The 14539-nt window shown below is 35.2% G+C and carries 10 protein-coding genes and 1 pseudogene; 6 read left to right on the plus strand and 5 right to left on the minus strand.

Annotation, left to right across the window (positions count from 1 at the left end; all coding sequences use genetic code 11):
- Positions 1 to 97: 97 nt before the first annotated feature.
- On the minus strand, positions 98 to 1471 hold the full coding sequence (locus FFM65_RS08005) for an amino acid permease (protein WP_162897845.1): 1374 nt from the start codon (positions 1469 to 1471) through the stop codon (positions 98 to 100).
- A gap of 153 nt (positions 1472 to 1624) precedes the next feature.
- On the opposite strand from FFM65_RS08005, the pseudogene FFM65_RS08010 reads away from it, so the two are divergent.
- Positions 1625 to 3359: pseudogene (locus FFM65_RS08010) on the plus strand (1-deoxy-D-xylulose-5-phosphate synthase).
- Positions 3360 to 3453: 94 nt separating this feature from the next.
- Here the strand turns inward: FFM65_RS08010 and nagB are convergent.
- Complete coding sequence (gene nagB / locus FFM65_RS08015) at positions 3454 to 4158, minus strand: glucosamine-6-phosphate deaminase (RefSeq protein WP_119316925.1); 705 nt, start codon at positions 4156 to 4158, stop codon at positions 3454 to 3456.
- A 179-nt stretch (positions 4159 to 4337) separates the two neighbouring features.
- On the opposite strand from nagB, the gene FFM65_RS08020 reads away from it, so the two are divergent.
- Together FFM65_RS08020 and FFM65_RS08025 are read left to right on the plus strand one after the other, a co-directional pair.
- Positions 4338 to 5198: an alpha/beta fold hydrolase gene (locus FFM65_RS08020; protein ID WP_119316926.1), complete on the plus strand. Its 861-nt coding sequence runs from the start codon at positions 4338 to 4340 to the stop codon at positions 5196 to 5198.
- Positions 5199 to 5297: 99 nt separating this feature from the next.
- On the plus strand, positions 5298 to 6113 hold the full coding sequence (locus FFM65_RS08025) for a hypothetical protein (RefSeq protein ID WP_119316927.1): 816 nt from the start codon (positions 5298 to 5300) through the stop codon (positions 6111 to 6113).
- 26 nt (positions 6114 to 6139) lie between these two features.
- On the opposite strand, the gene FFM65_RS08030 is transcribed toward FFM65_RS08025, so the two are convergent.
- Entirely contained in the window at positions 6140 to 6649 is a 510-nt protein-coding gene (locus FFM65_RS08030; RefSeq protein WP_119316928.1) for a hypothetical protein, read from the minus strand.
- A gap of 149 nt (positions 6650 to 6798) precedes the next feature.
- On the opposite strand from FFM65_RS08030, the gene FFM65_RS08035 reads away from it, so the two are divergent.
- Positions 6799 to 7353, plus strand: a complete 555-nt coding sequence (locus FFM65_RS08035; protein WP_119316929.1) for a cysteine hydrolase family protein — start codon at positions 6799 to 6801, stop codon at positions 7351 to 7353.
- A gap of 24 nt (positions 7354 to 7377) precedes the next feature.
- Here FFM65_RS08035 and FFM65_RS08040 read toward each other — a convergent pair whose 3' ends face one another.
- Positions 7378 to 9393 carry a KUP/HAK/KT family potassium transporter gene (locus tag FFM65_RS08040; protein WP_174795670.1) on the minus strand — a complete coding sequence of 672 codons (2016 nt, stop codon included), beginning with the start codon at positions 9391 to 9393 and terminating at the stop codon, positions 7378 to 7380.
- Positions 9394 to 9577: 184 nt separating this feature from the next.
- On the opposite strand from FFM65_RS08040, the gene FFM65_RS08045 reads away from it, so the two are divergent.
- Positions 9578 to 10753: an ammonium transporter gene (locus tag FFM65_RS08045; RefSeq protein WP_119316930.1), complete on the plus strand. Its 1176-nt coding sequence runs from the start codon at positions 9578 to 9580 to the stop codon at positions 10751 to 10753.
- Positions 10754 to 10805: 52 nt separating this feature from the next.
- On the opposite strand, the gene FFM65_RS08050 is transcribed toward FFM65_RS08045, so the two are convergent.
- On the minus strand, positions 10806 to 11567 hold the full coding sequence (locus tag FFM65_RS08050; protein ID WP_119316931.1) for a DUF1003 domain-containing protein: 762 nt from the start codon (positions 11565 to 11567) through the stop codon (positions 10806 to 10808).
- 142 nt (positions 11568 to 11709) lie between these two features.
- Here FFM65_RS08050 and FFM65_RS08055 point away from each other — a divergent pair, with 142 nt between their 5' ends.
- On the plus strand, positions 11710 to 14478 hold the full coding sequence (locus tag FFM65_RS08055) for a sigma-54-dependent transcriptional regulator (RefSeq protein WP_119316932.1): 2769 nt from the start codon (positions 11710 to 11712) through the stop codon (positions 14476 to 14478).
- Positions 14479 to 14539: the final 61 nt, after the last annotated feature.

A 14539-nucleotide genomic window follows, 5' to 3' on the forward strand; every position in this document is an offset into this window, starting at 1 on the left:
TTTTAATTTATTGATATAAGAAATAAAACCTCTAGTCCGGAATGGCAAAACACATTTGAGGACTTTACTCGGATTTAACCGTTATAACGATACGGTCTCAGTTGACCTTTTTGTATCCGTAAGTGAAATAGACAACTACACCAATTGCAAACCAACCGATGAAGGTTATCCAAGAATTGATACTTACTTGAGTCATCAATAAAACACAAAGAATAACTGAAATGATTGGTAGCCAAGGATAGAAGGGAACTTTGAATTCACTATCGGGAACATCTTTACGATGACGTAATTTGATGATCCCTGAAGCTACGAACGTAAAGGAAACTAAAGTTCCGATATTAACTAAACTAGTTAATTCGTTAAGTGATACGAAACCACCTAATAAAACTGCCAAGATAGTAATCGTGTTGAGAGATAAAATAGGCATCTTAGCTTTTTTATCGATTTTACCGAATGCTTCTGGAATCATTTTGTCACGGCCCAAAGCATAAATTAGACGTGAACCACCGTAGACTGTGTTGAGCATCATAGTAAACATCCCTGCCAAAGCTCCAATAGTAATCAAGAAGGCTAATTTACCTAATTTGACATAATTCAAAGCAAATACTACAGGATCAGCATAATTGAGTGATTTATAATTGACCATTCCGGTCAAAACAAAAGATAAAAGAACGTACAAGAATGCACAAACGGCTAATGAAATCATGATACTGATAGGAATGTTTTTTTGAGGATTTTTAACTTCCGGTGCTGATGATGGAATGACATCAAATCCTAAATAAGCGAAGAAAACTAAGGCAGCTCCTTTGACAACACCAAAACCTCCCATTGGGAAGTAAGGATGATAATTGGCTGGCTTAATGTAAAACAAACCTACGCCGATAAAGGTTAAAACAACGGCGATTTTGACGAAAACCATAACGGTGTTCATTCTTGTCGAAGCTTGAATACCACGACGCAAAAGAAAATAAATCAAAAGTAGAACGATTATTGCTGGTAGATTAATAAAACTACCGTGACTAGGATCAAATGGTCCAACGAGACTTTTAGGAAGGATGATGCCAAAACTGTTGAACAGACTGACAAAGTAAGCCGAAAATCCTGAAGAGACAGCTGATACTCCTAAAATGTATTCCAAACACAAAGCCCAACCAATCAGCCAACCGGGAAATTGACCGAAGATAATACTGCCGTATGAATAAGTACTACCGGCTACAGGAAAGGTCGAAGATAATTCTGCAAAACACATCGCTGTCAAAATACAGACGATTGCGGCTAGGATAAAGGAAACCGTAATTCCCGGTCCAGCAGTTCCATAGGCGACAATACCGGGTAGAATGAAGATTCCTGTCCCGATAATGGCTCCGATTCCCATGGAGATCAAATTGTTTCGCGTTAAAACTTTTTCAAATTGAGCATCGCCAGCTACAAATTGTTTGTAGTCGGCTTTTTTAAATAATTTTTCTTTCATAATCCATAAATACCACCTAAAAAATTAACACAACTTTACTAGGTTACTTGTCGTTAAGATATTTTGTCAATAAGCTTTGATTTATTTCTTGACCTAAAGTTAGGTTTAGGGCCTAGAATTAATTTATCGATATTTAAAGAAACGAGGAAACTAATGGAAACACCAATTTTAAATACAATTAGCGAACCAGCTGATTTGAAGAAACTATCACTTGAACAACTAACAAAATTAGCTGCTGAAATACGTTACGTACTATTAAATAAAGTTAGTCAAACCGGAGGACATGTCGGACCAAATTTGGGTGTGGTTGAGTTGACGATTGCTTTTCATACAATCTTTAATTCACCAATCGACAAAGTTGTCTGGGATGTTTCACATCAGTCTTACACTCACAAGATTTTGACAGGTAGAAAACAAGCATGGCTTGATAAGAAACATTTTGATGATGTCAGTGGCTATACGGAACCGGAAGAAAGTCCTCATGATTTCTTCAATATTGGTCATACTTCAACTTCGATAGCTTTAGCAACCGGTATGGCTAGTGCTAGAGATTTGCAAGGTGAAACTGGTAACGTTATGGCGGTGATCGGTGACGGCTCATTATCTGGTGGCTTAGCTTTGGAAGGATTGAATATTGCTGCTACTTTAAAATCTAATCTGATTATTTTAGTCAACGATAATGGCATGGCAATTGCTGAAAATCACGGTGGTCTTTATGAAGGACTCAAGGAATTACGTGAAACTAACGGTCAAAGCTCTCACAACATCTTTAAAGCTATGGGACTTGACTATCGTTATGTTGAAAAAGGTAATGATCTAGAAACGATGTTAGAGACGTTCAAAGAAATCAAGGACATTGATCACCCTATCGTTTTACACGTTCACACGGAAAAAGGACATGGTTATCAACCAGCTGTCGATCACAAAGAAGCCTTTCACTGGCATGTACCATTTGATCTAGCTACTGGAAAAACTTTACATCCAGTAACTGGAGAAACATATACTGATGTGATTCACGATCAACTAGAAAAAGAATTTACAGCAGGTACACCAATTACAGCTATTACAGCTGCCATTCCTGGAATGTATGATTTGAAACGCTTTGGCAGAAAACACCCTAAGAATTATTTTGATGTTGGTATTGCTGAACAAGAATCAATTACTTTGGCTGCTGGTCAAACAAAGATGGGATTACGTCCAATTGCTTTTGAATCAGGAACATTTTTGCAAAGGGCTTATGACCAATTGTCACATGATTTAGGTATCAACAAATTGCCAGTTACGATTATGGTTTCTGGGGGAAGTATCAGTGCTGGAGACCCAACTCATCAAGGAATTTTTGATTTAGCAATGTTGAGTAATATTCCTGGTTTAACTTACTTAGCTCCAACAACTAAAGAAGAATTACAAGCTATGATGCATTATGCTTTGCACCAAAATAATGGTCCAGTTGCAATCAGAGTTCCAAGTAATGATGTTCATTCGGCACCATTAGCTGATTTTGATGCACATAGAATGAATATTTTGCATTCTGGTCAAAAAGTCGCAATTCTAGGTGTCGGCAGTTTGTTGCCTTTGGCTGAAGAAGTTCAACAACAGCTTGACGTTGATGCAACAGTGATCGATCCACGTGATGTTTCAGAGTTAGATGAAAAAACGTTAACTGATTTGGAAAAAAAATCATCAACTAGTAGTTACTTTAGAAGAAGCTAGCTTGAGCGGTGGTTTTGGTGAAAAAGTAAGTCGTTTCTATGGCAATACTAAGATGCGTACTCTAAACTTTGGTGCTGCTAAACGATTCAATGATCATGAAACTACAGATGAATTGTGGCATGAATTTAAATTGACGCCAGAACAAATCGTTACAGAAATTAAAGCTAATTTATAATGATAGACAAAAAGTATTGATAATAATTATCAATGCTTTTTTTGCGAAAAAAAATAGCCCTAAAATTAATTAGGACTATCGTTATATTTATCAATTATTTAAGTTTTGATGCAGCAGCTTCATCAACGATGATTGTTACATCTGGGTGGTTTTGTAAAGCACTTGCTGGGCAGTCTTCAGTAACAGGACCGTCAACAGTAGCAGCAATAGCGTCAGCTTTGTTTTCGCCGTAAGCTAGAAGAACGATCTTCTTAGCTTTCATGATTGAGCCGATACCCATTGAGTAGGCAAAGCGTGGAACGTCTTTTTCATCATCAAAGAAACGAGTGTTAGCTTCGATTGTTGATTCTGTCAAACCAACTTTTCTAGTCTTGCCATCAAATGGTGAGCCTGGTTCGTTGAAACCGATGTGACCATTTCTACCAATACCAAGAATTTGAAGGTCAATAGGGTTGTCTTCGATAATCTTGTCGTAAGCCTTTGTAGCAGCTTCTGCGTCAGGATTTGAACCATCAGGAACATATGAATTCTTAAAAGGTTTCTTGCTGAATAGGTGTTCATTCATGAAGTAGTGGTAACTTTGTTTGTTATCAGCTTCTAGACCAACGTATTCATCCAAGTTAACAGATGTCATATTTGAAAAATCGATGTCGCTGCTTGTCATTTCGTTGTAAAGTGTAATTGGGCTACTACCTGTTGCTAATCCCAAAACTTTTGCACCATTTTCGATATCAGCTTTAACTAAGTTGAAAGCTTCTTTTCCACCCATTTGTTGATCTTTTACTTTAATTATGTTCATCTTATTAATCTCCCATCTCTATCTTTCTGGTCTAGTCCAATCTAATTCATTTTTAGTAAATTGTCAATAAAATAGTGTCATTAAATAAAAATAAATTAAAAATTTCTAGAATCAATGCAAAATCTTCACAAGTTAGGTATATTTTTTAATAAGAGAAAAAACTAAAGAGGCAGAAAAATTTGGAAAAAATATTATCTACATCTGAGGGCAGTGTAAACACAAATCTAATTAGAGGCATCAATACTAAGAGTATTATCGTTCTAGTACCCGGTCTTGGTGGTTCCCTTGAGTATTTCAACTCAATTATTCCCTATCTAAAAGACAAATATACCGTTGTAGCACTTGATTTATTAGGTCAAGGCAAATCAACTAAGGCTAAAAATGATCACTATACGATCGATGCAGAAGCATGGAACATGTTAGAGTCGATCGCTAGATTAAAGATTACTGATCAATTAGTTATCTTTGGTTATGGTGTCGGTGGTTTAGTTGCCGTAAATATGGCAGAATTGCGTGGCTTTACGATTTCTAAGCTAGTCCTATTAAATACACCTGCTAACGATAAATACGCTGACATGGACGCTCATTCGTCTGTAGCAAGTATTCCATTATTAGGTAAGCTTGCTAAATCGCCAGTAAAATCTGCTTTGTACTTTGATAAGGATTTTGACCGTAGCAGTTTGGAAAATCCTAAAATCGTTGATGAAGCGGCTAATTTGGTCGATCACAAGACAGCTAAGTTCTTGCAAAAAATGCCAATGGATTATTTGGAAGAAAAAGCTTTAAATAAACGTTTGCGTGCAGTTAAGATTCCGACGCTAGCCATGTTTGGTGAAGGGGACCAAATCTTAACAGAAAATGGAATCAAAGATGCTAAAGCTTCAATCGGTCGTGTACCTGATTTACAAATAGAAGATATCAAGGGTGCCGGTCATTTAGCTATGATGGAAAAACCTCAAGAAATTGCCCAAAAGATTATCACATTCGATGAAACAACAACTAAGAAAAAAGAAGAAGAGAGCGAGAACGACGCTGATTAACTTTTTAATCCTAGATGATAAATCTGGGATTTTTTTATTGCCTAATTTTTGTCCCAAATTAAGGATTAAGTGATATTGTCTAAGTATGGAGGGTGCGTTATGAAACTAAGATACTTACTGGCAATGTTGTTAGCTTTTATCGGTATTTTGTATTCGACACAGGATGTACAGGCGGATGGGCTTGGTGGACCTAATACAGGTGACTACGTTTATGAAAATAGAGAATTTATCACTAATGCTCAATATGACCAGCTTGATGCAATCAACGATGATATTTATACTGGCGTTCATCCACAAAAACTATACGTTTTGATTTTTGACGATTCAACTGATATCAATGATTTTGTGCAAATGACTGGTGCTGAGGTTGATTCACGTGATGCATCCTCTAATATTATTGGCAACATTGGCACTAACATAGGTTATCTCCTGTATGGCCGAGAAAAATACATCGATATGCGTTTAGACAATGACGATATTGATAATGAAAGCAATTATTTAATTTTAGATTTAAAAGATAAAAAGATCTTTTTCAGTGCGTCTGAACAAGCTGATCGTTATGTGACTGATTTAATGTTTTGGAAACTGAGAAGAGGATTGGCAAATGATTTTAAATCCAATAATAAGGACACACAAGTGAAAGCTTTATTTGCGTTAGCAGCTCGGTTGGAACCTAAGTTGCAAGATGTTGCTCAGAGTTCGAAGAAACTAAAATCTAAAGAAATTGCTGATATAAAACGAGTTAGAAATAGAATTTTATACACATTGGGAACAATAGTTGTCATCCTTGCTATTTACTTAATTTGGAAGTATATGCATAATCATCCCGGTAGTGGTTCAGATTTAGGCAATAGTGATTATGATGCTGGGTTCGACGAAGGTTATTATATGGGCAGAAATGATCCCTTTATGTAAAAAAAAACGACCAAATTGGTCGTTTTTTACTTTGTACTGACGAGTTTGATTAAATTGCGATTTTTTTGCGAGCTGGCTACTGGAACGAATGATTTACCATCTTTGTAGACAAATTGTATAACATCATAATTGTTGTCCAGTTTCTTAGCTTGATTGGCGACGATATTTTGTAAAGCACGAATATAATCTTTTTGGTCGTCAGTTGCTTGGTTATTTTGGACTGCTTCAAAAGAAGCCTTTAAATACTTTTGAGTCTGCTTGTCAGTTAGGCGAACGACAATAACGGTGTGGGGATGCTTGCTCGTATCGTCATTGATGTTGTGATCCTCTTTGATCGTGACGACTTTGCCATTTTGATTGAATTTGTGATCAAGACTTTTTCTGATAGCTTTGTATTCAGTCGTTGGTGCCTTGGTAGTAGCTTGATTAGATGTTTTAAAAGTGAAAACAGATAAGACAGTTGCGAAAATTAATACGGCAACCAATGAAATAATTAAATATTTTTTATTGATAGGTTCACGATATTTTCTATGCATGATTTAACGCCCCTAGCCTCTAATTAGAGTGATTATAACACAGGTTTGAATGTAAATTTTTTTTACAAAGAGTTGGATAAATTGACTTCTGAATACTTATTTTGAATAATTTTGATATAACTAAATACTTAGAAGAAAGTAGGAAAATTATGTCTACACATCAAGCATTACTGATTATCGACTATACGAATGATTTTGTAGCTGATGATGGGGCTTTGACTTGTAAAGAGCCAGGTCAGGCAATTGAATCCAAGATCTTCGATTTAGCAGAAAGAATGTATCAAAATAATGATTTCGTTTGGTTCCCGACTGATGTCCATAAACCAAACGACCCATATCATCCGGAAACAAAACTTTTCCCACCTCACAATGTTCGTGGAACTTGGGGACGAGAATTATACGGTAGTCTAAAAGATTGGTATGACGAACATAGCGATGGTGAGCAAGTTAAGTTATTTGATAAGACCCGTTATAGCGCCTTTGCCGGAACTGATCTTGATATTAGATTACGTGAAAGAAAGGTTGATACACTACATCTAGTTGGCGTTTGTACCGATATTTGTGTTCTACATACGGCAATTGACGCCTACAATTTAAACTACAATATTATCGTTCATGAAAATGCTGTGGCATCATTTAATCAAGCTGGACACGAATGGGCTTTAGGTCATTTCAAAGCCAGTTTAGGCGCACAAGTATTATAAAAAAGAGACCATTTGGTCTCTTTTTTATTTAACATTATGACGAATTTCTTTTTCAGTTAAGTATTGGTCAGTGTGATTGCCCAAGAATAGTGGGACTTTTTCTTCAACCACATCACTAAATTCCAGACCATACCAAAGGGCAGGAGGAACGGTAATGTTTTGAAGTAGGAGTCGGCCACCAATTAACATTCTGTCGAGACCGCTCATATAAACCTGTGCTCCAAGGTCTTGGAATTGTTGGTTTTGAATGACGAATTTAAAGGAACCAACACGACGATTGGGCATCATCGAATAAGTTGGTGCTTGTTGGTCGATGATGTTTTTGTCCAATAGACTGTTAATAATTTGGCGAATATAAATATTGACGTGTTGCGACTTCTTGAAACCAAGATTTAAGGTAACATTGACGACGTTTCTCGTATTCATCATATCAACTGAGTAATTGCACTCATAAGGGGCAGCGGTTTGGTTGACAGTAATGAACCAGTATACTTTGGCTCGTTTGGGATCTTGATCCAAAATCGAATAAATAATCGAACGTTTGATGGAATAATCCTTGCCCAATTTTGTCATGTAAACGAGATTCGTGGCGTAAGTGGGAATTGAAGAATCTTGACTGAGTTTTTCCAATTGAGGGATGAAGTCGAGTAGATTGACGTTTTCACTTTCAGCCATATGAGCATCACGGCGTTTATTACCAAAGTACCAAATAACCATGATTGCTAGAATTGCCATCGTTATGATTACTGTAACGTATCCACCATGGATGAATTTGACCAAACTGGAAATCAAGAATAATCCTTCAATGGCAAAGAAAACAACTAGGAAAATGTTTGCTCCAAGAGGGTGCTTTTTCATAATTAAGAATTGGTGCAAGAGTAAAGTCGTCATTAGCATTGTCAAAGTGATTGCTAAACCGTAAGCGGCTTCCATGTGTTCCGAAGTACCAAAGCCCCAAACGATGCTAATGGTAATGGCACAGAGCAACCAATTAACTGATTCAATATAGAGTTGGCTTTGCACTTTACCAGGGAATTTAACTTTGAGACGAGGTAATATTTTCAAACCAATTGCTTCTTGAACTAAGGTATAGGAACCAGTTATCAAAGCTTGAGAGGCAATGATGGCAGCTAAAGTAGCGATGATAATGGCAAAGATTTTGAAATCGCTAGGCAACATTTCATAAAAAGGATTGATGCCAGAAATATGGTTGTACTGTTTATTCTGAAAATTAGCGATGACCCAAGCTGCTTGTCCCAGATAGTTCAACATCAACATTGTATAGACGAAAGGCCAAGTAGCGTAGATATTGTGTTTTCCAACTTGTCCCATATCAGAATACAAGGCTTCAGCACCAGTTGTGGCTAAGAAGACACTGCCGAGAATAAAAATACCAGTCTTATTGACAGGACTGAATAAAACTTTAATAGCGTAGACTGGCGAAAGAGCTTTGAGGACACTTAAATTACCTAACAAATTGAATAGTCCTGCTAATCCGATAAAACTAAACCAAATGAGCATGATTGGACCGAATGAACGACCAATCTTTTCAGTACCAAATTTTTGAATGATAAAGATGGTTAACAAGATTATCGTTACGATGACTAAAACGGTCGATTGTTTGTTAGAGAAAATGAAATTGCCAAATTGTTGTCCTTTGACACCTTCCATAGCGGAAGTAACGGTAACAGCAGGGGTCAATGTACCATCAGCAAGTAAGGCAGAACCACCAATCAAGGCAGGGATGATCAACCATTTTTTTGTTTTGACTAAGGCGTAAAGAGCAAAGATTCCACCTTCATTGTTGTTATCAGCTTTCATAGCTATTAAAACGTATTTTAATGTGGTAATTAGCATCAATGTCCAAAATATCAATGAAACGCTGCCCAAAATATACTCTGGTTTGGTATCAGCCATCGTGCCAGCGTCATTGATAATGGCATTCATAACGTAGAGTGGCGAAGTCCCAATATCGCCATAAACGATACCTAGAGTAATCAACATACCCAAGGTAGACAGTGATGACATTCTTTTATTCATGATGTGCTCCTTCAAAATTCATCATATGTGTTTATACAAGTTATATTATAGTTTTTTTATAACTATTTAAAAATTATTATGATTTTGTCATTTTTTAGTAATTCTTTTTGTTATACATGAAATAAAAAACGTAATACAATACTGAAAATAAATAGTTAATTTCAGTGAAAAGAATGTGATTTCTATGAATGTAGTATTTATGATACTTTCAACTATGTTGGTTTGGATAATGGTACCTGGCATTGCTGTTTTTTACAGTGGCTTTGTACCACACAAAGATGTTACCCGAATTTTATTCGACAGTTTTTTGATGTTTGGATTAGCAGGAATATTGTGGATCATCGTTGGATTTTCAGCTTCATTTGAAGGAGATAATTTAGGGTTAATAGGTAATTTCAGCCATCTCTTTTTGAGAGGAATAGACTTATCGTCTACTTTTGGTCAGACGGGATTGCCAACTGCAGTCTATTTACTTTTTCAAATGATGTTTGCAATTTTGACACCAGCATTATTTTTAGGGGCAATGGCTAGTCGTGTAAAGATTAGATTCGTCATCCTGTTTGTTTTATTGTGGTCGCTTTTGATTTATTATCCATTAGCTCACATCGTTTGGTCGAGTAGTGGTTTTCTAGCTAAGTTAGGTGTATTGGATTTTGCAGGAGGAACAGTTATTCACATTGACGCTGGTATTACAGCGTTGATTTTGGCAATTACTTTACGTGGACCATATCAATATAAGCAACAAGTTAAAGGTAATCCGTTATGGATACTGTTGGGAACAGTCCTTTTATGGATCGGTTGGTACGGCTTCAATGCGGGGAGTGCTTTAAAAGTTAATTTCCAAGCTATCAATGCGTTCTTTACGACTACGGTGGCAGCTTGCAGCGCTCTAATTACCTGGATTTTTTTGGAAGAGATGTATAAAGGCAAAGTTACTTTGAGTGGTATTTGTACAGGTAGTATTTGTGGCCTAGTGGGAATTACTCCGGGTACTGGATATGTAACGGTTTTAGGATCGTTTTTAATTGGAATAATTTCTTCTATCAGTAGTTTTTATTTTATGAATTTCTTGAAATATCAATTGCATCTAAATGATTATCTGGATATCTTTGGATGCCATGGTGTCAGTGGGATAATTGGTTCAATTTGTGTTGGCTTATTTGCAACTAAATCGGTTAATGAAAACGTCGTTACGAATGGTCTATTTTACGGTGGTGGATTTAAATTGTTAGGCTTACAAATATTCGGCGTTATATTTACGATTGTTTTCGTAGCAGTACTGGGTGTAGTAATTGTAACGGTTCTGAAAAAAGCTTTGAAAGATGACGTTGGAATCAGACCAGAAATTAAATTAGCTTAGATTAAAAGGGCTCTACTAAAATAAATTTATTTTAGTAGAGCCCTTTTTGTGCTTAGTTTCGACTGGGATGTCTAGTATTACGTTCTTTTTTAGGCTTATTTTCGGCTCGTAACGATTGAATCTCATTTTCGATTTCGCTGAGAACTTCGATTTGCATCTTTTGAATATCTAAAATATGAGGCCATTGAACTTCATTTAGCTGGTCGATTTTTTCATGAAGAATACGAATTTCCATTTCTGATTTAGTGTTAGTTTTATAATCATTTTCGGAATCAAAGCGATCACGTTCAGCTTGACGGTTTTGACTCATCATGATGATTGGTGCCTGAATAGCTGCTACACAACTGAGGAATAGATTCAATAAAATAAATGGGTAGGGATCAAAATTCACTCCGAAAAGATGAATGACGTTAATGGTCATCCAAACTATCAGAATGACAGTAAAGGCAATGATAAAGCCCCAACTACCACCAAATTTAGCCACGCCATCAGCCAATTTTTGTCCTTTAGTACGTTTTCCATAGACGGTATCATTGATATTTTTGATGACATAGGTTTCTTTGGCCAATTCCTTTTTGAGTTTATCGCTCATTTCATGGTCAATTTTTAAATCATCATCGATAACGTCTTGCATTTTGGAAATACGTAATTTTTGTAGATCCTTTAAACAAATAAACGATGATTCTTTAGCATAACTGTTAGTATGAATGACTTGTTCTTTTAATAAATCGCTAAGATCTCTTAAGAAAAGACCTTCCATGATAGTAAAACGATTGCCACAGATTGCACAAATTTGATTCTTTTTAATTGCCATAATTAACACCCCTTGGAGTTATTCAGTGTCAGTATATTATTGAGATGTTTGTAAAGCAAAAATAAAACAATTCTAGATTAAATATAAATAATGTTTAAAATGAATGGTAAGCGATTGCAAAAATTGAGGAAAGGAAGTAGCAATGAGGAGAATAGAGAAAGTCTTTAATGAAATACTAGATGTTTATAAAGATTCCACTAAAGAATCAATCATTAAACAAGGTGGAGTTTCTGCGACTGAATTAGCAACAAAAATGCATTTAAATCGACCTAACGTTAGTTCTGATCTCAATAAATTGTATCGAGACGGAAAAATCATAAAAATTAAATCATATCCTGTTGGTTACATAGGTTTAAAAACAATTGAAGATGTTTTTGGGATTAGGGATTTAACCAAGCATGAATTTGATGATATTAAAGATTTGCAAAATGTAAATAACAGAGTTGAAGAACATTTAACTAAAAATAAAGATCCATTTGAAGGCATTATTGGTTTTGATGGCAGTTTAAAGAAACCAATATCCCAAGCGAAAGCAGCAGTTTATTATCCACCACATGGATTGCATATGTTGTTGTTAGGGCCAACTGGTTCTGGTAAAACTTTTTTCGCTAACAAAATATATGAATATGCTAAATATGAGCATATCTTGCCTGAAGACGCACCATTTAAAAGCTTTAATTGTGCTGACTATTATCAAAATCCTCAATTACTATTATCACAATTATTTGGGTATGCGAAAGGCGCTTTTACTGGTGCTGATTCAGACCATAAAGGATTGGTTGAAGAGGCTGATGGAGGAATTCTGCTTCTAGATGAAGTACATCGGTTAACTCCCGAAGGACAAGAAATGCTGTTTTATTTTATCGACAATGGCTTGTTTAGTAGGTTAGGTGAAAATGGTACGAAGAGAAAAGCCAATGTTTTGATTATTTGTGCTACCACCGAGAATCCTAATTCAACGATGTTAGAAACTTTTTTAAGACGTATTCCAATGACCATACAAATTCCATCTTTAAAAGATCGGAGTATGAAAGAAAAGGTCGAGTTAATCAAATTTTTGATGTTGAATGAATCGAAACGAGTCAAAAAAGCTTTTCGAGTTGATATCGATGTTATCAATGCCTTGATTCATTCAGTTAATTATGGAAATGTTGGTCAACTGAAATCGCAAATTCAATTAACTTGTGCCCAGGCCTTTTTAAATAATCTTTATCAGAACGATGAAATAAAAATTGGGATTAAAGATCTGCCAGAAGAGATTCGAGACGACTGGATTTCAAGTAGCCAAAATATTCAAAGGTCTAAGGAAATTTCAAAATATGTTGATGTTGTAACGTTAATTTCACCGGGAAAATTTAATAATGAAACTTTGGATAGATACGATGATTCTAATATTTATAACATGATTGAGGAAAAATATAATTATTTACAAAATAAAGGTATGGATAAAGAACAAATCTATAAATATGTTTTGAATGATTTGAAATTACATGTAAATAAATTTATTTCCAACAACAATGTCAATTATCACTTATTAAAATTCATTGATCCCAAAGTTTTTGCGGTTACTTTGAAATTAAAAAATATTGGTGAAAAAGCATTAAAAGTTAAATTTGACCGTCGCTTCCTGTATTATGTCGGAATGCACGTGGATTCTTATTATAAAAGGGATAAGCAAGAGAGTAATGTTCAAAATATTAATATTCATGATGTCAAAACTAAGTATTCAAATGAATATCACGTTGCTCAGACTTTTGCCCAGGTAATTAATAATGATTTAGGGATTGAGTTACCAGAGATGGAAATAATTTATTTGACCATGCTAATTAATTCCATAGAAAACTTTAATGACAATAAGAGTGTTAGTGTTTTGGTTGCGGCTCACGGAAACTCAACAGCTAGTTCAATGGTTGAAGTGGCTAAAGATCTATTAGGAACAGCGCCGGTTTATTCATTGGACATGCCTTTAACTGTTACACCTCAAGAATTATTTGAGAGTTTAGTGAAGAAATTAAAAAAAATAGATAACGGCATGGGTGTTTTAATGTTAGTTGATATGGGTTCTTTGAATATGATGGAATCAAAACTAAGTATGAGAACCGGTATTGAACTAAAAACTATTCCCAATGTAACGACAAGTATTGTTTTAGATACTGTTAGAAAAATTAATTATATGAATCTAGATTTAAATGGTATTTATGAATCAGTTTCTAAAGATTTTTCAACTGCCAATAAAATAGCAACTAGTGGTAAGAGCAAGGCTATTTTATCCATTTGTACAACGGGTGAAGGTACCGCCAAAAAGATTGAAGAATTGTTGGAAGATATTATTCTCCATTCATCTGAAACTGATGTAAAAGTTATTCGGTTGTCAGCCTTGCATTTAAAAGAGCCAGTTGCTAAAGCCGTTAAAAATTATCAAGTAATAGCTAGTGTTGGGACAACGAATCCAGAAATTAGTGCACCATTTATATCCTTGGAAAGCTTGATTTCAGGACATGGTGAAGCAGAACTTCGTAGTATTTTAGGTATTAAGAAAGGTAAAAAAGATACTGTTTCAGGAAGAAGAGTTGTTAGTGATATTTGCTTAGATACACTTAATAAATACTTGATATATTTAAATCCACATCGAATCATTACCATGTTGATGGATTGGATAAAAGAATTACAAATACGTTTAGGAAAAACATTCAATAATGCCACGATAATTAAATTGGTCGTGCATACAGCATTTTCTTTTGAACGCAGTAGCAATGACAATCCGATCAACTACGATGATGAGGTAAAACCAGATGTTGAAAAATATATGTCTTTAGTCGATGAAACATTGCTACCAATGGAAAGAAAATTAGATTTATTTTTAAATAAAGATGAAAAATTATTCATTTGCGAGATTATAAAAGATATTTAAAACAGTGTATTGAAAGTGTATTAAAAGTCATTTAAGAGTGTATTGAAAGTGTTTCATTCTT

The sequence above is a fragment of the Companilactobacillus formosensis genome, assembly GCF_005405305.1.
In the GTDB taxonomy this organism is placed as follows: domain Bacteria; phylum Bacillota; class Bacilli; order Lactobacillales; family Lactobacillaceae; genus Companilactobacillus; species Companilactobacillus formosensis.